The organism is Enterobacter sp. ECC-219, assembly GCF_043966805.1.
Taxonomy (GTDB): domain Bacteria; phylum Pseudomonadota; class Gammaproteobacteria; order Enterobacterales; family Enterobacteriaceae; genus Enterobacter; species Enterobacter cloacae_N.
In genome coordinates this window covers 3,971,808-3,994,393 of record NZ_CP143680.1, presented here as the reverse complement: position 1 = coordinate 3,994,393, position 22,586 = coordinate 3,971,808, and the positions used below count along the sequence as shown (strand labels likewise).

At 59.4% G+C, this 22,586-nt stretch carries 13 protein-coding genes; 4 read left to right on the top strand and 9 right to left on the bottom strand.

Annotated features, from left to right (window positions below; translation table 11 throughout):
- Positions 1–187: 187 nt before the first annotated feature.
- The 7 genes from baeR to yegD all read right to left on the bottom strand — a co-directional run bounded on the left by baeR (position 188) and on the right by yegD (position 12,746).
- A complete protein-coding gene (gene baeR, locus V1603_RS18980) occupies positions 188–910 on the bottom strand; it encodes a two-component system response regulator BaeR (protein ID WP_163330208.1) in 723 nt (240 codons plus the stop codon).
- Entirely contained in the window at positions 907–2,310 is a 1,404-nt protein-coding gene (gene baeS, locus V1603_RS18975; RefSeq protein ID WP_116338768.1) for a two-component system sensor histidine kinase BaeS, read from the bottom strand. The genes baeR and baeS overlap by 4 nt, the downstream gene beginning before the upstream one ends.
- Positions 2,307–3,722, bottom strand: a complete 1,416-nt coding sequence (locus V1603_RS18970) for an MFS transporter (protein ID WP_395313091.1) — start codon at positions 3,720–3,722, stop codon at positions 2,307–2,309. Before V1603_RS18970 ends, baeS begins: the two co-directional genes overlap by 4 nt.
- Complete coding sequence (mdtC, locus tag V1603_RS18965; RefSeq protein WP_395313090.1) at positions 3,723–6,800, bottom strand: multidrug efflux RND transporter permease subunit MdtC; 3,078 nt, start codon at positions 6,798–6,800, stop codon at positions 3,723–3,725.
- Positions 6,801–9,923 carry an MdtB/MuxB family multidrug efflux RND transporter permease subunit gene (locus tag V1603_RS18960; RefSeq protein WP_192984946.1) on the bottom strand — a complete coding sequence of 1,041 codons (3,123 nt, stop codon included), beginning with the start codon at positions 9,921–9,923 and terminating at the stop codon, positions 6,801–6,803. It abuts the gene before it with no gap.
- Positions 9,923–11,125, bottom strand: coding sequence for an MdtA/MuxA family multidrug efflux RND transporter periplasmic adaptor subunit (locus V1603_RS18955; protein WP_395313089.1), 1,203 nt, complete (start codon positions 11,123–11,125; stop codon positions 9,923–9,925). Before V1603_RS18955 ends, V1603_RS18960 begins: the two co-directional genes overlap by 1 nt.
- A 268-nt stretch (positions 11,126–11,393) precedes the next feature.
- The gene (yegD, locus tag V1603_RS18950) at positions 11,394–12,746 is read right to left on the bottom strand and encodes a molecular chaperone (protein WP_395313088.1); all 1,353 of its coding nucleotides are present in this window, start codon (positions 12,744–12,746) and stop codon (positions 11,394–11,396) included.
- A gap of 130 nt (positions 12,747–12,876) precedes the next feature.
- Between yegD and alkA the strand changes: the two genes are divergently transcribed.
- Positions 12,877–13,749 (top strand): DNA-3-methyladenine glycosylase 2, encoded by an 873-nt coding sequence (gene alkA / locus V1603_RS18945; RefSeq protein WP_395313087.1) that lies wholly within the window; start codon positions 12,877–12,879, stop codon positions 13,747–13,749.
- On the opposite strand, the gene V1603_RS18940 is transcribed toward alkA, so the two are convergent.
- Positions 13,714–17,043, bottom strand: coding sequence for a diguanylate cyclase (locus V1603_RS18940; RefSeq protein ID WP_395313086.1), 3,330 nt, complete (start codon positions 17,041–17,043; stop codon positions 13,714–13,716). The two genes, alkA and V1603_RS18940, sit on opposite strands and share 36 nt — an antisense overlap.
- A gap of 343 nt (positions 17,044–17,386) precedes the next feature.
- Between V1603_RS18940 and udk the strand changes: the two genes are divergently transcribed.
- The 3 genes from udk to asmA all read left to right on the top strand — a co-directional run bounded on the left by udk (position 17,387) and on the right by asmA (position 20,574).
- Entirely contained in the window at positions 17,387–18,028 is a 642-nt protein-coding gene (gene udk, locus V1603_RS18935; RefSeq protein ID WP_008500855.1) for a uridine kinase, read from the top strand.
- A 91-nt stretch (positions 18,029–18,119) separates the two neighbouring features.
- Positions 18,120–18,701: a dCTP deaminase gene (dcd, locus tag V1603_RS18930; RefSeq protein ID WP_020883257.1), complete on the top strand. Its 582-nt coding sequence runs from the start codon at positions 18,120–18,122 to the stop codon at positions 18,699–18,701.
- 22 nt (positions 18,702–18,723) lie between these two features.
- Complete coding sequence (gene asmA / locus V1603_RS18925; protein ID WP_395313085.1) at positions 18,724–20,574, top strand: outer membrane assembly protein AsmA; 1,851 nt, start codon at positions 18,724–18,726, stop codon at positions 20,572–20,574.
- A gap of 130 nt (positions 20,575–20,704) precedes the next feature.
- On the opposite strand, the gene V1603_RS18920 is transcribed toward asmA, so the two are convergent.
- On the bottom strand, positions 20,705–22,288 hold the full coding sequence (locus tag V1603_RS18920) for a TerC family protein (protein ID WP_116338784.1): 1,584 nt from the start codon (positions 22,286–22,288) through the stop codon (positions 20,705–20,707).
- Positions 22,289–22,586 lie beyond the last annotated feature (298 nt).

The window sequence follows — 22,586 nt, the reverse complement described above, 5'->3', positions numbered from 1 at the left end:
CAGGTCAGATCCGCGTGCACCAGGTGCAGCGGTAGGGGGAGATCCCCCACTTTAAGGGCGGGCATTGTAGCGCTGCGGGGGAGGGAGGTAAAGCTTTGCCCCTCACCCTAACCCTCTCCCCAAAGGGGCGAGGGGACTCAAACACCCTCTCCCCTTTGGGGAGAGGGCAGGGTGAGGGGGTGTTTATTTACGCAATCCTGCACGCATCCGCTTCCCAGCGATACCCCACGCCATACACCGCGCGGATAAACGACTGCTCGGCGTCCAGCGCCTCCAGCTTGCGGCGCAGGTTTTTGATGTGGCTGTCGATGGTGCGGTCGGTGACGACGCGGTAATCGTCATACAGGTGGTTCAGCAGCTGTTCGCGGGAGAACACTTTTCCCGGCTCGTGGGAGAGGGTTTTCAGCAGGCGAAACTCCGCAGGCGTCAGGTCCAGCAGCTTGCTTCGCCAGCTCGCCTGGAAACGGCTTTCGTCGACAATCAGCGGGCTTTCGGCGTCCAGCACCTGAAGCTCGCGCTGCGGCCTGCAGCGGCGCAGAATGGTTTTAACGCGGGCGACCACTTCACGCGGGCTGTAGGGTTTGCAGATGTAATCGTCTGCGCCAATTTCGAGCCCCAGCAGGCGGTCAATCTCTTCGATTTTGGCGGTGACCATGACGATGGGCACCTCGGAGAAGCGGCGAATTTCCCGGCACAGGGTCAGGCCATCGGTACCGGGGAGCATCAGATCCAACAGGATCAGGTCCGGCGGCGTCTGGCGCACGTACGGCAGCACCTGGTCGCCGTGGCTTATCAGTGACGGGGCGTAGCTGGCCGCGCGTAAATAGTCGATCAGTAGCTGCCCCAGCTTGGGCTCGTCTTCGACAATCAAAATGCGCGGCGTGTTTTCGTCAATCGGTAACTCGGTCATGCTTCCCTCGATAAATCCCGTTCCAGAGGTAACTCTACTGTAATGCTAACCCCGCCAAAAGGCGAATGGGCGGCGCGAATGGTGCCATTATGCGCCTCGACGATGTTAACGCAAATCGCCAGCCCCAGGCCGGAACCGCCGCTGGCGCGGTTGCGTGAGCCTTCGGTGCGGTAAAAACGCTCGAACAGTTTTTCCAGTTGCGCGTCCTGCACGCCGGGGGCGGAATCCGCGAAGGTAAGGGCAAAGCGTCCATTTTCCTGCCTGCCGGAGATATGCAGCCCGCCGCCGCTGTCGGTGTAGCGCAGGCTATTTTCCAGCAGGTTATTGAACAGTTGCATCAGTCGGTCTTTGTCGCCGAACACCACCGCGCTGTCCGGCAGGGAGAGGTCGATTTTCAGGTTGCGGCTGGCAAACCGTTCCCGGAAGGCGCCGCTGGCAACTTCGAGCACGTTAATCACATCGACGGGGGCCTTCTGGTAGGCCAGCGCCCCTTCGTCGGACATGGAGAGCTGGTGGAGATCGTCCACCAGCTTGGTGAGCGTGCCCACCTCCGCCTGCAAAGAGGCCACCGATTCTGGCGTAAACTGGCGTACGCCGTCCTGAATGGCCTCCAGCTCGCCGCGCAGCACCGCCAGCGGGGTGCGCAGCTCGTGGGAAATATCGGCCATAAAGTCGCGGCGCATCTGCTGGTTCTTCTCCAGCGTGCTGGCGAGCTGGTTAAAGTCCTGCGCCAGCTTGCCCAGTTCGTCCTGGCTGCGGGTATCGACGCGGGTGGTGAAATCCCCGGCGGCCAGCTTGTGCGTGCCCTCCACCAGCCGTTTCACCGGGGCGAGCAGACCGCGCGCCAGCGGGAAGGTGGCGAGCGCGGCGAGCAGGGTGGAGAGGGCGACAATCAGCCAGCTGGTCCGGCGCTGCTGGCGGTCAAAGTTAATGTCGGTGTTGCGCGTCAGGCGCTCCACCGGGGAGGCGATAACCCAGCCGACGGTGGCGTTATTGACTTTGATCGCCCGGCGAGTGCCGTCCGGCGGGATGGGCGAACGCGGGCCAACCAGCGTGCGCATGTCCTGGTCAATCACCCAGAACTGGGTGCGCCAGCCGTGCGGCGGCATGCCTGGCCCCGGGCGATCGTCGCCGGTATCGTGCTCCAGCGAACGCAGGATCTGGAAAATAAAGCGGTCGTTATTGCGCAGAAAGCGCCAGTTACCGTGCTGGGCGTACTGTTCGCTCAGCGCATCGCTTAAGCCCTGTAAACGCTGCTCGTTACCATGCTTGATGTAATCAATAAAGCCGCGCTCGAAGCTGACCCGCACCGCCCAGTGCATGGTGATCAGCAGGACGATACAGGTAGCAAAAATTGCCAGAAAGAGCTTGCCGGTAATGCCCGGACGCCAGAATTTCATGATCCACTCCTTTTGCCGCGCCTAATCACGACGTTCTTGCTGGTATCATCCGGCACTCTGGCGAAGATGAACGCAGGCAGGGCGATGATGACCGCCATGCTGAGATAGGTATACAAAAAGACCTGATGCGCCACCTGCGTGTCGACGCTGAGGTGGTGCTGGCCGTACATGCCGAGCAGTAAGCCCGCGATGGTCACCCCGACGCTCATGGAGAGCTGCATAATCATCGACAGCAGGCTGTTGCCGCTGCTCGCCAGTTCGTCCGGCAGGTCCTTCAGCGTCAGGGTATTCATTGACGAGAAGCGCATGGAGTTGACGATCCCCTGACAGAACAGCACCAGCGGCAGAACGTAATACCAGCCCATCAGCGCCGTGGCCATAAACAGCAGGCTCACCAGCGCCAGCCCCAGCGTGGCGGTCACCAGCACGTGGCGGTAGCCAAAGCGGTTCACCACCTGCACCACGATGCGCTTCATCCCCATGCTGCCGAGCACCATCGGGATCATCATCAGGCCCGCGTGGAACGGCGAAAAGCCCATACCAATTTGCAGAAACACGGGCGTCATAAACGGCAGCATGCCGCTGCCGATACGTCCGGCGAAGCTGCCGAACAGACCAAGGCGGTAGGTAGGGTTTTTAAACAAGTTCAGGCTGAACAGCGCCTTATCGTTACCTCTGGCGTGCCACAGATACCACAGTATGGCGGTAACGCCGAGCGCGATCAGCAGCCCGAGCGTCAGGGGCGAAATACCCAATCCTTTTTGTCCGTCGAGCGCCAGAGTAAGCGTTGCCATGCCCGCCGCCAGCAGGATAAAGCCAAAGAAGTCGAAGCGGCGGGTCTGCATTTTGTAGTTCGGCATCAGCGCCAGGGTGGCGATGGCGCCGACGATGCCCACCGGCAGGTTGATTAAGAAGATCCAGTGCCAGGAGGCGTACTCCACCAGAATGCCGCCGAGCGCCGGGCCCAGCAGCGGCCCCACCTGACCGGGGAGGGTCACAAAGGTCATCGCCGCCATGTACTGCTCGCGCGGCACAATCTTCATCACCGTTAAGCGCCCTACGGGCACCATCATCGCGCCGCCGACGCCCTGCAGCACCCGCGCCATCACCAGCTGGTCGAGGGTGTTGGCCTGAGCGCAAAACAGCGAGCCGGCGGTAAACAGCACTATGGCGGTAAAGAAGATATTCCGCACTCCCACTTTATCGGCCAGCCAGCCGCTGGCAGGCAGCATCACGGCGACCGTCAGCACGTAGGAGACAATCACCATATGCATATGCAGCGGGCTCTCCCCCAGGCTTTTCGCCATAGAGGGGAGGGCGGTGTTGACGATGGTCGTATCCAGCGACTGCATAAAGAAGCCGAAGGCGACTATCCATAACTGCCAGCGAACGTTAGCGGGGAGATCGGTCATTTACTCGGTCACCGTGGTTCTGTTTTTACGCGAGAAGCGCAGCCGCAGGCGGTCGAAGAACAGATAGACCACCGGCGTGGTGTACAGCGTCAGCAGCTGGCTCATCACCAGGCCGCCGACAATGGTGATCCCCAGCGGCTGGCGCAGCTCGGAGCCGTCTCCGCCCGAGATAACCAGCGGCAGCGCGCCAAACAGCGCCGCCAGGGTGGTCATCATGATCGGACGAAAACGCAGCAGGCAGGCCTGGAAGATCGCCTCTTCCGGCGACAGGCTGCCGTTGCGCTGGGCGTCCAGCGCGAAGTCCACCATCATGATGGCGTTTTTCTTCACGATGCCGATCAACAGCATGATCCCGATGAGCGCGATGAGACTGAACGGCGCGCCGAACAGCTCCAGCGCCAGCAGCGCCCCCACGCCCGCTGACGGCAGCGTCGAGAGGATGGTCAGCGGGTGAACGTAGCTTTCGTACAGCACGCCCAGCACAATATAGACCGTGGCGATGGCCGCCAGAATCAAAATCACCTGCGAGTTCATCGTCTCCTGGAACACCTGCGCGGTCCCGGCAAAGCTGCCGCGCACGGTGGACGGCACGCCAAGCTGCGTCATTGCGCGGTTGATTGCGTCACTGGCCTCAGAAAGCGACGAACCGGCGGGGAGATTAAAGGAGATGGTCGACGCCGCTGACAGCCCCTGGTGGTTCACAGACAGCGGCGCGTTGGCCGGCCGCCAACTGGCAAAGTAGGAGAGCGGTATCGCCTTGCCGTCGCTGTTAATCACAAACATTTTGTCCAGGGCGCTGATGTCCTGGGTGTAGCGCGGGTCAACTTCCATCACCACCTTGTACTGGTTCATCGGCTGGTAGATGGTAGAGATCTCGCGCTGGCCGAAGGCGTTGTTCAGCAGGCTGTTGGCGGCTTCAACGTTAATGCCCAGCCGCGACATGGTTTCGCGGTCGTAGGTGAGCGCCATCTCCGCGCCGTTGTCCTGCTGATCGGAGTTCACGTCTGCCAGTTGGGGCAGGGCGGCCAGCGCCTTGCGGATCTTCGGCTCCCACTCGCGCAGGGCGGCTAAATCGTCCGAGAGCAACGTGTACTGATAGCTGGCGTTAGCCTGGCGCCCACCGACGCGGATATCCTGAACGGCCATCAAAAACAGGTTTGCCCCCGGCTCTTTGGCGAGTTTAACCCTAAGACGGTCAATCACCTGCTGGGCGGTTTCGCTGCGCTCGCCGCGGGGTTTCAGGGTAATAAACATCATCCCGCTGTTGACGCGCGAGCCGCCGGTAAAGCCGGTGACGTTATCCACCGCCGGATCTTCACGAATGATCTTCATAAAGTCCTGCAGCTTGCCGCGCATCGCCTGGAATGAAATGCTCTGGTCCGCCTGAATGCCGCCCATCAGCACGCCAGTGTCCTGCTCCGGGAAGAAGGTTTTCGGAATGGTGATATACATCCAGACGTTAAGCCCAATGGTGGCGATCAGTACCAGGCCGACCAGCCGCGTATGGTTCAGCACCCACTTCAGCGATTTGCCGTAGCCTTCCTGCATCGTCATCAGAAAACGACCAAAGCCTTTGCGGCGCGGCTGCGAATGGGGCTTGCTGCGCTTGAGCATCCAGCCGCACATCATCGGCGTGAGCGTCAGGGAAATCACCAGTGAAATCCCGATGGCGACGGAAAGGGTGACGGCAAATTCCCTCAGCAGCCGGCCCGGCAGCCCGCCCATCAGCAGCAGCGGCAGGAACACCGCCACCAGCGACAGGCTCATGGAGAGCACCGTAAAGCCCACCTCGCGCGTGCCCTGCAGCGCAGCCTGCAGCGGCTTCACGCCCGCTTCCAGGTGGCGGGAAATGTTTTCCAGCACCACGATGGCGTCATCCACCACGAAGCCCGTGGCAATCGTCAGCGCCATCAGCGACAGGTTGTTAAGGCTAAACCCGCACAGGTACATGGCGGCAAAGGTGCCGATCAGCGAAACCGGCACCGCCACCGCCGGGATCAGCGTCGCGCGGCCGGAGCGCAGGAACAGGAAGACCACCAGGATCACCAGCGCGACGGAGATAATCAGCGTTTGCTCCACCTCCTCAAGCGAGGCGCGAATGGTCGGGGAGCGATCCTGGGCAATCTGCAGATCGATTGCCGCCGGGATCGTCTCCTGCAGTTCCGGCAGACGGGCGCGGATGCTGTTCACCGTCTCGATAATGTTCGCTTCCGGCAGCTTGCGGATCATCAGCAGGATCGCCGGTTTCGCGTTGGTCATCCCGGCGTTGCGCACATCCTGCACCGAGTCGGTGACGCTGGCGACGTCGCTCAGGCGCACCGCCGCGCCGTTGTTGTAGTGAATAATCAGCGGCTGGTACTCGGCTGCGGTTTTCAGCTCGTCGTTGGTCTGGAGCTGCCAGCGGTGGCTGCCGTCCTCAATTGCCCCCTGAGGCCTGCGCACGTTGGCGTTGCTGATGGCGGAACGCACATCGTCCAGCGACACGCCCTGGTTGAACAGCGCCTGCGGGTTTAAGCCCACGCGCACGGCTGGCAAAGAACTGCCGCCGACGCTTACGTCACCGACGCCATTAATTTGTGAGATTGTCTGCGCCAGCTGGGTAGACGCAAAGTCGTAAAGCTGACCCTGCGAGTACGTATCCGAGGTCAGCGTCAGGATCATGATTGGCGCATCGGACGGGTTGGCCTTGCGGTAGGTCGGACGGCTCGGCATCCCGCTCGGCAGCAGGCTTTGTGCGGCGTTGATGGCCGCCTGCACGTCGCGCGCCGCACCGTTAATATCCCGGTCGAAGCTGAACTCCAGAATGATGCGTGTGCTGCCGAGCGAGCTGCTGGAGGTCATCTCGTTGACCCCTGCAATCCGCCCGAGCGAACGCTCCAGCGGGGTGGCGACCGATGACGCCATGGTTTCCGGTGACGCACCCGGCAGCGAGGCGCTGACCATGATCACCGGGAAATCCACCTGCGGCAGCGGGGCAACAGGCAGCAGGCGGAAGCCCAGCACGCCGCAGAGAGTAATGGCGAGCGAGATTAAAATCGTCGCCACCGGGCGATAAATGAAGAGGGCGAAAAGCTTCACTTACGCCTCCTCTTCACGCTTCGGGAAGCGGCTTTTGGTCCACAGCGCCAGGCGGTCAAACAGCAGGTAGATCACCGGCGTGGTAAAGAGCGTTAGCACCTGGCTCACCAGCAGACCGCCGACCATGCCGATACCCAGCGGGCGGCGCAGCTCCGCACCGACGCCGGTGCTGAGCATCAGCGGCAACGCGCCCAGCAGGGCCGCCAGTGTGGTCATCAGGATCGGACGAAAACGCAGCAGGCAGGCCTGGAAGATGGCGTCGCGCGGCGACATGCCCTGCTCGCGCTCGGCGGCCAGGGCGAAGTCGATCATCATGATGGCGTTTTTCTTCACGATGCCGATCAGCAGGATGATGCCGATGATGGCAATGACGTCCAGCTCGCTGCCCGCCAGCATTAAGGCCAGCAGCGCCCCCACGCCCGCCGTCGGCAGGGTGGAGAGGATGGTGATCGGGTGGATAAAGCTTTCATACAGCACGCCAAGCACGATGTACATCGCCACCACCGCAGCGACAATCAGCCAGACGGTGTTCCCCAGCGCCGCCTGGAACGCCAGCGTGCTGCCCTGGAACTGGGTCTGAATATCGGACGGGAAGCTGAGCGCTTTTTCAGCAGCCTGGATGGCCTCCACCGCCTCGCCGAGAGAATAACTGTCCGACACGTTGAAGGAAATGGTGGTGGACGGGAACTGATCCAGATGATTAATCGACAGCGGGGTATAGCGCTCCTCCACCGTGGCGATGGCGCTAAGGGGCACAATGCCGCCGTCTTTGCTGGTCAGGCGCACCGAGTCCAGCGCGGCCAGGCCGGGCGTGTTCTCCGTGTTGTGCTCCAGCACCACGCGGTACTGATTCGCCTGGGTGTAGATGGTGGAGATCAGGCGCTGACCGAAGGCGTTGTACAGGGCATTGTCCACATCAGACATGGTGATGCCCAGACGGCTGGCGGTGTCGCGGTTGACGTTCACGTACGCCGCCAGCCCCTTGTCCTGCCAGTCGCTGCTGACGTCGGCGAGCTGCGGCAGGGTGTTCAGTTTTTCCACCAGCTGCGGCACCCATGTGCTGAGGGCGTCAAGCGTGGTGGCCTGCAGCGTGAACTGATACTGCGTGCGGCTGACCTGGGTATCAATGGTCAAATCCTGAACAGGCTGCAGATACAGCTCAACGCCCGGGACGCGGGCCACGGCGTTTTGCAGCCGTTCAATGACGGCGTTCACGCGGTCGTCGCGCTCATCCAGCGGCTTGAGGTTGATCTGCAGACGCGCGCTGTTGAGCGACGGGTTGGTGCCGTCCACGCCGACGTAGGCCGTCAGGCTCTCTACCGCCGGATCCTTCATGATGATTTCAGACACCTGCTGCTGGCGCTGCGCCATGTTCGCGAAGGAGACCGACTGCGGCGCCTGAAGCGTGCCCTGAATAATGCCGTTGTCCTGGATCGGGAAGAAACCTTTCGGAATGAAAATCCACAGCATCACGCTGAGCGCCAGGGTTCCCAGCGCTACGCCGAGCGTCGCCCACGGATGGTTGAGGACTTTCGCCAGCACGCGACCGTAGGCGGCAATAATCCGCTCGAACATCCGCTCGGAGGCGCGCGAGAAGCGGTTTTGCTTGCGCAGGGATTCATGACTCAGCATGCGGGCGCACATCATCGGCGTCAGGGTCAGCGACACCACGGCAGAGATCAAAATGGCGACCGCCAGCGTCACGGCAAACTCGCGGAACAGCCGCCCGACGATATCGCCCATAAACAGCAGCGGGATCAGCACCGCAATCAGCGAGAAGGTCAGCGAGATAATGGTAAAGCCGATTTCCCCTGCGCCTTTCAGCGCGGCGGCCAGCGGCTTTTCGCCTTTCTCGATATAGCGCGAGATGTTCTCGATAACGACGATAGCATCGTCCACTACGAACCCGGTGGCAATCGTCAGCGCCATCAGCGTCAGGTTGTTAATCGAAAAGTCGAGGAACACCATCACCGCAAAGGTCCCGACCAGCGAGAGCGGCACGGCGACGGCGGGAATAATGGTTGCCGGGACGTTGCGCAGGAACAGGTAGATGATCATGACGACCAGCGCAATCGCCAGCATCAGCTCGAACTGGGTGTCGGTGACTGAGGCGCGAATGTTGGTGGTGCGGTCGGACAGGACCTTCACGCTGACCGATTTCGGCAGGCTTTCAATCAGCTGCGGCAGCATGCTGCGAATGCTGTCGGCGGTTTCGATGATGTTGGCGCCCGGCTGGCGCTGCACGTTCATCACGATCGCCTGCTGCTTGTTCGCCCACGCGCCGAGCCAGCTGTTTTCTGCCCCTTGTTCCACGGTGGCGATGTCGCCCAGGCGGATCGGCGCGCCGTTCTGGTAGGCCACAATCAGCTGACGGTATTCGTCGGCGGACTGCATCTGGTCGTTCGCCGAGAGGGTGACTGCACGGGTCGGGCCGTCCAGCGAGCCTTTTGCCGAGTTGACGTTGGCGCTGCTGATGGCGCTGCGGATGGTTTCGCTGGTCAGCCCCAGCGCGGCAATCGCCTGCGCGTTAAGCTTCACGCGCACGGCGGGGCGCTGACCGCCCGCCAGCGTGACGAGGCCGACGCCGGAGACCTGCGAAATCTTCTGCGCCACGCGCGTTTCGACCATGTCTTCGACCTGGGTCATCGGCATGGCGGAGGAGGTAACGGCAAGCGTCATGATCGGCGGATCCGCCGGGTTGACCTTGCTGTAGACCGGCGGGTTAGGCAGGTCGGACGGCAGCAGGTTGGTGGCGGCGTTAATCGCGGCCTGCACCTCCTGTTCGGCGACGTCCAGCGACAGCGTCAGCTGGAACTGCAGCGTCACGACGGATGCCCCGCCGGAACTCTGGGAGGACATCTGTTTTAACCCGGACATCTGACCAAACTGGCGCTCCAGCGGGGCGGTAATGGCGGACGTCACGACGTCCGGGCTGGCGCCAGGATACAGCGTCACCACCTGGATGGTGGGATAATCCACTTCCGGCAGCGCCGACACGGGCAGGAAGCGGTAGCCAATGATCCCGGCCAGCAGGATCGCCACCATTAACAGCGTGGTGGCGACAGGGCGGAGGATGAACAGGCGTGATGGCCCACCTGTAGAGCTCGGGGGCATAACCTGCATCAGGAGGTCGCTCCCTGTTTCGCAGGTTCAACCACCTCTACTTTCGCGCCTTCGGTCAGGCGGTCGATGCCGTCGGTGACCACGCGGTCGCCGGCGGAGAGCCCGGCGCTGATGACCACCGTCTGGCTGTCCTGAATCCCGGTTTTCACCAGATGCTTGCTGACTTTGTTGTCGCTGTTCAGCACCCAGACGAAGCTACCTTCGTTACCCATCTGCAGAGCTGCGGTAGGGATCACCACCGCGTTCTCTTCGGTCGCGACCAGCATTCGCGCGTTGACGAACTGGTTCGGGAAGAGGGCGTCGTCCTGGTTGTTAAAGCGCGCCTTCAGCTTGATGGTGCCGGTGGTGGTGTCGATCTGGTTATCCAGGCTAAGCAGGGAACCCTCGCTCAGCTTCTGCTTGTTGGTGCGGTCCCAGGCTTCCACTATCAGGCCTTTACCGGCTTTTTGCGCCTGAATGACGGTCGCGATATCGCTTTCCGGCAGGGTAAAGACTAAATCAATCGGGTGGGTTTGGGTGATCACCACGATGCCCGTGGTGTCGCCGCTGGAGATCTGGTTGCCGATATCGACCTGCTTCAGGCCCACGCGACCGTCAATCGGCGCGGTGATGCGGCTCCAGTCCAGCTGCAGCTGCGCGCTGGCGACGGCAGCCTCGTCGGCTTTGATGGTGCCCTGCGTTTCGCTGACCAGCGACTGCTGGGTGTCCAGCTCCTGACGCGATACCAGATTGGTTTTCACCAGCTGCTGGTAGCGCGCTAAATCGCGCCGGGCGTTGGCGAGAGTTGCTTTGTCTTTCGCGAGCTGTCCCTGCGCCTGGGCGAGGGCGACCTTAAACTGGCTGGGGTCGATTTCCGCCAGAAGATCGTCGGCTTTGACCTGCTGACCTTCCTGGAAGTGGATCGCGATGAGCTGACCGTCCACGCGGCTGCGCACCGTAGCGGTATTCGCGGCGGTAATGGTTCCGAGCCCCGTCAGATAACGCGGAACGGCTTTGCTCACCGCCGTCGCCGCCTGAACTGGCGCCAGCGCACCGCCACGCATGCCGTGACGGCCGCCGCCAGCCGGGCGCTGCGCCTGACTGCTGGCACCGGCGGGGGATGCGGAATTTGCGGATTGGCTGTGCCAGTACCAGGCGGCGGCAAGGGCCACCACAATGATGCCTGCGGCGATTGCCCAGCGGGATTTGTTACTGCCTTTCATCGTTATACGTTCTCATCCTGAAACACTTCGGGGAATGATACTAGTTTAGTCAGCTAACACAGCGGAAAAATGGAGGAAATATGGAAGACTGTCAGGAATGGTCTGAATGGAGGTAAACGCACAACGGCAACATTCGTTGCTGTTTTTGGTGTTTTCTCCCTCTCCCTGTAGGCTGAGGGATCCCCACAAAATAATGTTTGCATGGACGACCCCCTCTCCCTTGAGGGAGAGGGCCGGTGTGAGGGCACCAGACCGCACAGCAACCGCACTAGCTAAACATCACCTGCGCCCAGCGCGCCAGCCCTGCGGTAACGGAGCCAAAGTCATCCCCACCGGCAATCGGAATGCCCGGCAACTGTTCCGCCAGCGCTTTCTTGATCAGCGGCGAACGGGCGCTGCCCCCGGTCAGGTAAATGACGTCCGGCTTCTCTTTGCCGTTCTCCAGCGCCAGCTGCACCTGCTCCAGAATGCGCTGCAGCGGCTGGGCAAGCGCCGTTTCCAGCCCCTCCTGCGAAATCGAGGTGGCCAGCTCCTCGCTGATAAACGGCAAGGACACCGCATGTTCAGCACGATCCGAAAGGGCGATTTTGCTCTCTTCCGCAGTACGCACCACGCGGTAGCTCAGGCGCTGACGCCACACTTTATAGAGCAGGGCGACTTTTTCGGCATCCTGCGCGTCGCGCACCAGATCGTTGAGGAAGCGACCGTTCGCGGTACTGTAAAAATCACTCTGCGCCGGGACGTCGTTGATGGCAATCGCGTTCCACCACGGCAGTATTGGCAGGGCAATCCCTTTTTCCGTTTGACCGCCCATGCCGAGCAGCGGCATCAGGCTCTTGAATGCCAGGGCGATATCCAGATCGTTACCGCCTACGCGGCAGCCGCTGTGCCCGAGCAGGCTGTTTTCACGATCGCGACGGGTATGCCACTGCGGCCCCATCAGCAGCAGCGAGCAGTCGGTGGTTCCCCCGCCGATGTCCACTACCAGCACGCGCTTCTCTTCAGCCAGCGTGGCTTCAAAGTCCAGCCCCGCGGCAACCGGTTCATATTGGAACACCACGTCGCGGAAGCCTGCCCGGTGCGCCGCGCGTTCAAGGATCCCTTGCGCCTGCTGGTTGGCATCGTCGCCGCCCAGCCCCTGGAAGTTGATCGGTCGGCCAATCACCGCCTGGGTAATCGCATCGGAGACCTGCGTCTGCGCCTGATTGCGAATATGCAGCATCATCGCGCACACCAGGTCTTCAAACATCGCCACCTGCTGCGGCTTCAGGCCGTTGGTGCCGAGGAAGGACTTCGGTGACTTAACAAAGTAGACCTCTTCCGGGTCTTCAACATAGTGACCGAGCGAGGAGAGGCCGAACTGCACGCTGGAGGGCGTAACGTCGATGTCCTCCTCGCGGTTAAAGCTGACCGCACGGCGCAGCAGCGCCTGGGTTTCCGCTGCGGTAGCAGGAACCTGATGGTGGCGGAACAGCCATTCGCTTACCGCCTCACGCGTCGGCGCGCAGAGCATTGACGGCAGCAGCGTGCTCTCTTTTTCCATTTTCAGGAGCTGCGGCTGTCCGTCTTGCATGATCGCAACCGAGCAGTTTGCCGTACCGTAGTCAAATCCAATAAACACGATTAATCCCCATGCCGGTGAGAAGGGGCGAGACTTTAGCGGAATGCCTGTCCGCCGACAACAGGAATATGAAAGCAAGGCAAAACAGGGGCTTTCCGTTTATGCTGATAACAATAAAAAAGGAGTAGCGATGTATACCCTGACCTGGCAACCCCCTTACGACTGGCAGTGGATGTTTGGCTTTCTCGGCGCGCGTGCGGTGACGGGCATTGAAACCGTCACGCACGACTACTATGAGCGTAGTTTTGCCTGCGACGGCCATCAGGGGATATTTCGCGTGACGCCGGAGATCGCCACCCATACGCTGACCGTGACGCTCACCCCGGGGTTAGTTCCGGTTGCGCAGACGTGTCTTGAACGCATCGCACGCCTGTTCGACCTTGCCTGCAACCCGCAGCAGGTCGCGGATACGCTGGGGGATCTCGGCGCTGCCCGGCCTGGCTTGCGTTTGCCGGGGGCGATGGATGCGTATGAGCAGGGCGTCCGGGCGATCCTCGGGCAACTGGTGAGCGTAGCGATGGCGGCGAAACTGGCTTCCCGCGTGGTCGCCCTGTGCGGGGAGCCGGTGAAGGATGCACCGGGTTATGTCTGCTTTCCCTCCCCAGAAGCGCTGGCCTCAGCCGATCCTTTAGCGCTCAAAGCGCTCGGGATGCCGGTAAAACGCGCGGAGTCGCTGATTCATCTGGCGCAGTCGGTCGTCGACGGGGCGTTTCCGCTGACGCCGCCTGAGGACGTTGAGGCAGGCATGAAGGCGCTACAGCAGCGGCCGGGCATCGGGCGCTGGACGGCAAATTACCTGGCCCTGCGTGGCTGGCAGGCAAAAGATGTGTTTCTTCCGGATGATTATCTGATTAAGCAACGCTTCGCCGGGATGACGTCCGCGCAGATTCGGCGTTACGCCGAGCGCTGGCAGCCGTGGCGCTCCTACGCGCTGCTCCACATCTGGTATACCGACGGCTGGAAGCCGTCAGTTGATGGCGAAATAGCTGGTGTTGAGCAGTAGATCCAGCGGCTGCGGCTCGGCGATGGTGTCGCCATAGATAAAATCAATGCCGATGCCGGAAAGCGTATCCATCATGATGGGCTGGTTACAGGGGCCCGCGATGGTTTTCATCCCCAGACGCTGGGCGTGGCCCTGAACGATGGTCACCATCATCTCATCCATCAGATTGCCATACACGTTGCTCACCACCTCGGCGTCCAGCATCAGATAATCGGCCATGTTCGGGCTCAGGTGGGAGAAGACGTTCATGTCGCGCCCTATCTGGCTGAAGATCACCCGGCAGCCCGCCTGGCGAAGCTTTTGTAACCCTCGCTGCAGATTCTCATCCGGGTTACACACCGCGTCGGCTGCGATGACCAGATGCAGCAGACGGCCCGGCATAGGGCTGTTTTCGAGCAGGTCGAGAAGTTCATCGACAAGTGTCACGCTGGCTAAACCGGCCGCAGAAAGCGGCAGAGCTACCCCCATCCCTTTACGGGCAACCTGTGCAGCAGAGGTGCGGAAAAACTCACCAAAGATTCGTCTGTCGAGGGCGTGCAGCAGCTCAGGCTCCGCGAGGCCAGAACGGAAGGCGTGCTCCTCCTGGACTTCACCCTGGCTGGTCCACAAGCGTAGCGAAATCAGCCAGAAATTACAGCTTTCCGGTATGCGCGGGGAGGCGACGCTGCGGGCGATCATCATCAGGTGATTGTCTTTAATCATGTGCCACTGTTCGTCCAGCGACATCATGCTGCGCGCGCTCAGATCTCGCTCCTGCTGCGGTTCGTATACCGTCACGATGCCGCGACCGCTGTTCTTCGAGGCATAACAGGCAATATCCGCCTGCGACATCACCTCTGACGCCAGGTGGTTATGTTCATCAATCAGCGTAATACCCGCGCTGGCCCCAATCCGGTGCAGGCGGCCTTCCCACATAAAGTGATAGTCATTGATGGTATGGATCAGGCGACCGGTGATATAGCGCGCGCTCTCAATATTGCAGTCCGGCAGCAGCAGCCCAAACTCGTCGCCGCCCAGGCGCGCCAGCACGTCGCTGGAGCGAAGCAGGGTTAGCATCATGGAGGAGAGTTCCCGCAGCAGGGCATCCCCCGCCGCATGGCCTGCGGTATCATTGACGGCTTTGAAGCGGTCCAGATCGATGAAGACCAGCGCATGACGCTGACGCGTCTCACGAACGGTTTGCAGAAGTCGTTTGAGATGGTTTTCGAAGCTGACCCGGTTTGCCAGGTGGGTGAGGGCATCGTGCGACGCGCTGTAGCTCAGCTGACGCAGCATTTTGCGCGACTCGGTCACGTCCTGAATAACGATAACCGAGCCAATACTGTGCCCATCAAGGGTGCTGAGTGGCGTAATGCTGTAGTGGATATCAAACGATCCGCCTGTGCGGCAGTTCAGCACCACGTCCTGGTCGATATCGGAGCGTGAAATATCGCCGCTGTGAATGTTCTCCATCAACTGTCCCCGTTCTCCGAAGGTGATGTGTAACACCTTCAGGATCGGCTGGCCGATGGCCTCGGTCTGCAGCCAGCCGCTCATCTTCTCGGCGACAGGGTTCATAAAGGTGACGTTCATGTCGATATCGGTGCAGAGCACCGCTTCGCCGATGGAGTCGAGCGTGATGTGCAGACGTTCTTTTTCCTGGAACAGCGCTTCGTTAAGCTCCTTCACCTCGGTCATGTCCATGTTGATGCCGAGTAAACGTTCCACTTCACCCTCTTTATTCAGCACCCGATTTGCCAGGGAGCGAATATGGCGTACGCCTTCCTTCACGCGGATACGGAATTCAAGTTTAAACGGCAGACGAGAGACCAGAGAATCCCGCAGCACCTGCTCCGCATGGGCGCGATCCTCTGGCAACATTCTGTCGTGCCAGAGCTGCCAGGTGGGCTTGATGTGCGGCGGAATTTCATACAGCTCAAACATCCGCTTATCCCAGCTGATGATGTCAGGCTGCAGATCCCACTCCCAGATGCCGATACCGCCCGCTTCGTTGGCCAGCGTAATGCGCTCCATCAGACGCTTGTTGACCCACTCGGTCTGCTTCAGGTCGTTAATGTCTTCAATCTGGGCAATAAAATAGAGCGGTGAGCCGTCGGCATGGCGCACGACGGAGACGGCCAGAAGCGCCCAGACGACTTCCCCGTTGCGCGTGTAATAGCGCTTTTCGAGGGTGTAGGTATTGATCTCGCCGTTGACCAGCTGCTCCAGCTGTTCCAGGTCGGTATGCAAATCTTCCGGCCAGGTCAGCTGCTGGAAGGTGAGCGACTGTAGCTCGGTCTGGCTGTAACCGAGGAAGTTGCACAGCGCCTTGTTAGCCTGAAGCCACTGGCCCTCTATGCTGACTAACGCCATACCGATGGCGGAATACTCCATCGCATTGCGAAAGCGCTCTTCGCTTTCGGTGATGTGTTTGCGCTCGGCACGGAAGGCATACATCACCATGGTCATCACGTTAGCGGGAAGGAGCAGCATCAGGAACGGCAGCCACGGCGCGTTCATCATCGGCCCGGCATGTTGGGTGGTCAGCGCCGAAGGGTTATGGGCAATCATCAGTGAAACGACCATCACGGTAACCAGAAACACCATGAACGCTTCCATCCGCGGCAAGCGCACGGCGCTCCACATAAGCAGTACGATCACGCAGGTAAAGGGCCACGGCAGCCAGGTGATAGCTGCCCAACTGAGGGCCAGCGTCACGGCCATGGTAACCAGCGTTTCGAGCAGTAATCGCGGGTCACGGTGACGGAGCAGGTAATGGGATTTAAACAGCAGTCCAAGAGGCACCAGCGCCAGCGCGCCGATGGATTCGGACAACACCCAGACGATGAAATTACGCAGCGGCTCAGGGCCGGGAACCAGAAACGTCACCAGAATACCGCCTACCAGCGGCGGCACCAGCGCGCTGCCAATGGCCAGGCGGATCCAGTCGTTTAAATTTTGCAGCGGGTTATACCACGGAAGCAGCTTGCGCAGTAATACGGCGCCGATGACGGCCTCAATAACGTTTATTGCGGTGTAGGTGAGGTTTATCGATGCCCAGGAGAACAACATCCACGAGGCCAGAATATTGCCAAACGAACAGGCCAGGGCGATCCCGGGCCACATTTTTCCTGCATGGCGGTAAAACGCCACCATCATAATGGCGGTGGGAAACCAGAGCGGCGCCAGCAGGGTACCGAAGCGGGTAAGCTCCAGCGAAAATAAGGTAAAGATAAAGGTGACCAGGCCCAGACAGACAAGTCGCAATAAAGGATGTGGGGTGGTAACCAAAACCCGCTGGTATTGTTTATTCATTACCGCTTTATCCAGAGACGCCATGCCGTCAGGAGAGAAGTGCGCACGAGTGAATTTGATAATTTGGTTTATGCTAGTACAAACAATTTACAATTCATATGGCGGCTGCTCATAATTTGACATCATAGAGTTATTAAATAGTTACTCGCTAAAAAATTCCTGTTAAACGCTGAAAAAACGGTCATTAAAATTTCTTTCAGGGAGCAATGCGCCACTTTTCAGCCTGTCTCGCAGAACCTGCGCATTCGACTGGTATCACGCCCGCGAAATCCCTATAATTGCCGCGTTTGACGCTCCGGCGTCGTCCTTCCTTAACATCCAGGTTATTCAGGTCGCTAAATTTATGACTGATAAGTCTCATCAGTGCGTCATTATAGGCATCGCCGGCGCATCGGCTTCAGGTAAAAGTCTAATTGCCAGTACGCTTTATCGCGAACTGCGTGAACAAGTAGGTGATGAGCACATCGGCGTCATTCCCGAAGACAGCTATTACAAAGATCAATCCCATCTGTCGATGGAAGAGCGCGTAAAAACCAACTACGACCACCCGAATGCGATGGATCACAGTTTACTGTTCCAGCATTTAGAAGCCCTCAAGAGCGGCCAGGCTATTGAACTGCCCGTTTACAGTTACGTAGAACACACCCGCACCCAGGAAACGATCCGCATCGAGCCAAAGAAGGTCATTATCCTTGAAGGCATCTTGCTCCTGACCGACGCCCGCCTGCGCGAATCCATGAACTTCTCCATCTTCGTCGATACCCCGCTGGACATCTGCCTGATGCGCCGCATCAAGCGTGACGTTAACGAGCGCGGCCGTTCGATGGACTCCGTCATGGCGCAATACCAGAAAACGGTCCGTCCGATGTTCCTGCAGTTTATTGAACCATCCAAACAATACGCCGATATCATCGTCCCTCGCGGGGGCAAAAACCGCATTGCGATTGATATCTTAAAAGCGAAAATCAGTCAGTTTTTTGAATAAGCCGCGCGAATTGTGTACCGTTCAGAGATAACCTGGTTTTACCCTGAGTGTTTAAGGCCTCAGGGTACGATGCATGAAAGGAGAAAGTGCCATGCGTCTTTGCGATCGCGATATTGAAGCCTGGCTGGATGAAGGCCGTTTGTCTATTACCCCGCGTCCCCCGGTGGAGCGTATCAATGGGGTGACCGTTGATGTACGGTTGGGGAATAAATTCCGCACATTTAGTGGCCACACTGCGCCGTTCATCGACCTCAGCGGGCCGAAGGATGAAGTCAGCGCCGCGCTCGATCGCGTTATGAGTGATGAAATCGTCATTGACGAAGGCGAAGCTTTTTATCTGCATCCAGGCGAACTGGCGCTGGCGGTGACGTATGAATCCGTGACCCTGCCTGCGGATCTCGTCGGCTGGCTTGATGGCCGTTCTTCTCTGGCCCGCCTGGGGCTGATGGTTCACGTCACCGCGCACCGTATCGACCCTGGCTGGTCCGGCCGTATCGTGCTGGAGTTCTTCAACGCCGGCAAACTGCCGCTGGCGCTGCGCCCCGGAATGATGATTGGTGCGTTAAGCTTTGAACCGCTGACAGGCCCGGCAGACAGGCCTTACAACCGCCGCCAGGACGCAAAATACCGCGACCAGCAGGGTGCGGTTGCCAGCCGTATTGATAAAGACTGATCGTTAGTCCACTGAGGATGCCATGAGAAGAGTTCTGACAACGCTGATGATTTTGCTGGTGGTGCTGGTTGCTGGCCTTTCGGCGTTGGTTCTGCTGGTTAACCCGAATGATTTCCGCGCTTATATGGTGCGGCAGGTCGAGGCACGCAGTGGTTACCAACTGAAGCTTGACGGGCCGCTGCGCTGGCACGTCTGGCCACAGCTCAGCATTCTCTCTGGCCGCATGTCGTTAACCGCGCCTGGCGCCGCACAGCCGCTGGTCTCTGCGGACAACATGCGTCTTGACGTGGCGCTGATCCCGCTTATTTCCCATCAGTTGCAGGTTAACCAGGTGATGCTGAAGGGCGCGGTCATTCAGCTTACCCCGCAAACCGAAGCCGTGCGCGACGCAAATGCGCCGGTCGCGCCGCGCGAGAATACCTTACCGGATGAACCGTCCGATACGGGCTGGTCGTTTGATATAGGCAAACTGAAAGTTGCCGATAGCGTGCTGGTGTTCCAGCATGAGGATCAGGAGCAGGTCACCGTTCGCAACATCAACCTGCAGATGGAGCAGGATGAACACCATCTTGCGTCGCTGGAATTTAGCGGACGGGTGAATCGCGACCAGCGGGATCTGACCCTCTCGTTGAATGCAAATGTGAATGCGTCGGACTACCCGCATCAGCTCACGGCTGACATCCAGCAGCTTAACTGGCAGCTGACGGGGGCGGATCTCCCTACCCAGGGGATCACCGGACAGGGGACGCTGCAGGCCGTATGGCGCGAAGAACAAAAACAGCTGGCGCTGGATAACCTCAATCTGCAGGCCAACGACAGCAGCCTGAAGGGGCAGGCGAGCGTCACGCTTGACGAAAAGCCGAAGTGGGTGCTGAACCTGCAGTTTGACAAGCTCAACCTGGAGAACATCCTGCCACCGCTGCCGGCAAGCGCAACGGACAGCAATGCGACCCAGACGGGGCAAAGCCAGTCACCGGTGTCGCGTCCGGTTATCTCGTCTAACCTTGAACAGCCTGACTATAACGTTTTGCGCGGCTTCACCGCCGATATTGCGCTGAAAGCCAACAGCGTGCGCTGGCGCGGCATTGATTTTACCGATGTGAGCGGCAAGATGTTCAACCACAACGGGTTGCTGGCGATCTCCGAACTGAGCGGCAAAATGGGGGCAGGGCATCTTTCGCTGCCAGGAACGCTGGACGTGCGTAAGGACGTTGCCAGCGCTGAATTCCAGCCGCGTCTCGACAACGTTGAGATTGGCAGCATCCTCAAAGCCTTTAACTATCCGATCTCCCTGACGGGGCAGTTAACGCTGGCGGGGGATTTCTCAGGCACCAAAATTGATGCCAACGCCTTCCGCCGGGAGTGGCAGGGTGAAGCGCACGTTGACCTGAAAGATTCCCGTATGGAGGGGCTCAACTTCCAGCAGCTTGTCCAGCAGGCGGTGGAGCGCAGCAGCGATGTTAAAGCGCAGGAAAACTACGACAGCGCAACGCGCCTCGACAGCTTCACCACGGATCTGACGCTGGATAACGGGATACTGACCCTTGCCGGGATGCAGGGAACCTCGTCCATGTTGTCGTTAACCGGAGAAGGCTCGCTGGATCTGGTCAAAGAGACGGCGGACACGCGCTTTAACGTCCGGGTACTTTCCGGCTGGCAGGGCGAAAGCAAGCTGATTGATTTCCTTAAAGAGACACCGGTTCCGCTTAGCGTATACGGCAAATGGCAGGCGCTGAACTACAGCCTTCAGGTGGATCAGATCCTGCGTAAGCATCTGCAGGATGAAGCGAAACGTCGGCTTAACAGCTGGGCGGATCGTAACAAAGATTCCCAGAATGGCAAGGATGTGAAGAAGCTGCTGGATAAGCTTTGAGGTTCGTGGTGCCGGGTGGCGGCTACGCCTTACCCGGCTGCCAGTGCGGCCTGATGCGCTCACCCCAGCCCTCTCCCACGGGAGAGGGAGCAAACCCTAAAACGGCAACCTGGTTGCCGTTTTGTTTTATCTATACCTCAAAATCCAGCTCTTCCTCATCCCGCAGTGGAATAAGCTGCACTTTCTGCACACGATGGTTTTCAATCTGCAGGGTTTTAAGCAGATAGTCGCCCACCTGAACCTCTTCCCCTGTCTGCGGGATGCGCTGTAAATACTCCATCAGCAGGCCGGCAATGGTGTGGTATTCCCGTTTTTCGTCCAGCGGCAGCGGCACGTACTGCACCAGGTCTTCCAGCGGCATGTGGCCGTTGGCCGTCCACGAGCCGTCCGCGTTTTTCTGGATGTCGTGGCGGGCATCAATCTCATCCACCTCGTTTGGCAGATTACCGGCGATGGTTTCCATCACGTCGCTGAGCGTGACCAGCCCTTCCACCGAACCAAACTCATCCACCACGAAGGCAAAGTGCGTGCGCGCGTTACGAAATTGCTCAAGGGCAGAGAGCAGCGGTAGCCCTTCCGGGAAGACCAGCGGCTGGCGCACCAGCGCGCGCAGGTTGAGCGGCTCGCCGCGAAGCTGCTGCTGGAGCAGGTCAATAACGTGCACCACGCCCAGCAGCTCCTCTTCCTCTTCACCGCCGGTCACTACCACGCGGGTATGCTGATTCTTATCCAGCAGGGCGCGGACCCGATCTTCCGGTGCCGTGAGGTCAATATGCTCAATGTCATGCCGGGAAGTCATGATGCTGCTCACCGTGCGCTGATTGAGGTTGAGCACCCGCTCGATCATCAGCCGCTCCTGTGGGTTAAAGATCTGCCCGTCGCTGTGATCGGCAAGCAGGGCGGAGGATTCGGCGTCCAGCTCGGCATCCTCTTTCCTGCCGCTCAGCAGGCGCATGACGGTTTCGGCCGTGCGCTGGCGCAGGGTCTGATTCGCGGAGAGAAACCGGCGGCGGTTAAATATCGCCAGCTGGTTGAGCGCTTCAATCATGACGGAGAAGCCAATGGCGGCGTACAGGTAACCTTTCGGAATATGGAACCCGAAGCCGTCGGCGACCAGGCTGAAGCCGATCATCAACAGGAAGCTGAGACAAAGGATCACGATGGTCGGGTGGCTGTTCACAAAGCGGGTCAGCGCTTTGCTCGCCATCACCATCAGCGTGATGGCGATAATCACCGCAGCCATCATGACGGCCAGATGGTCCACCATCCCGACGGCGGTAATCACCGAATCCAGAGAGAAGACGGCATCGAGCACCACAATTTGCGCCACCACCGGCCAGAATCTTGCCCCACGTCGCTGGGTCGGGTTCTCGCTGTCTTTGCCTTCGAGCCGCTCGTTAAGCTCCACCGTGGCTTTGAACAGCAGGAACAGCCCGCCGAAGAGCATGATCAGGTCGCGGGCGCTAAAGCTCAGACCGCGAACGGAGAACAGAGGCTGAGTGAGCGTGACCATCCAGGAGATAGAGGCCAGCAGCAGTAAACGCATCACCATCGCCAGCAGCAGACCCGTCACGCGCGCGCGGTCGCGCTGGGAAGGGGGCAGTTTTTCAGCGAGGATGGCGATAAAGACCAGATTATCAATCCCGAGCACTAATTCGATGACGACCAGCGTCACCAGCCCGGCCCAGATTGATGGATCGGCAATCCATTCCATAGTAATAGCAATACCTTCTGTTATATGACGAATGTCACACTTCGATCATGGATAAAGCTGGGGGAAAATGCAATGTCGGGCTGAGATTTCTCTTAATACGAAGCGTAAAAAAGAGAGCAATCTCAGGTGGGTGTAAATAAGCGAAATACGCATATTTTATTATTATGAAAACATTTTAGGATATATCGCAGGTAATGATATTTGCTCTCTTTTTGTCAATATAAAGAAAATCCTAAAAGGTCAAAACTTTGCTCTTAATATTAATCTTAAAAACAGATATTAGGACAGTTGTCTCCTT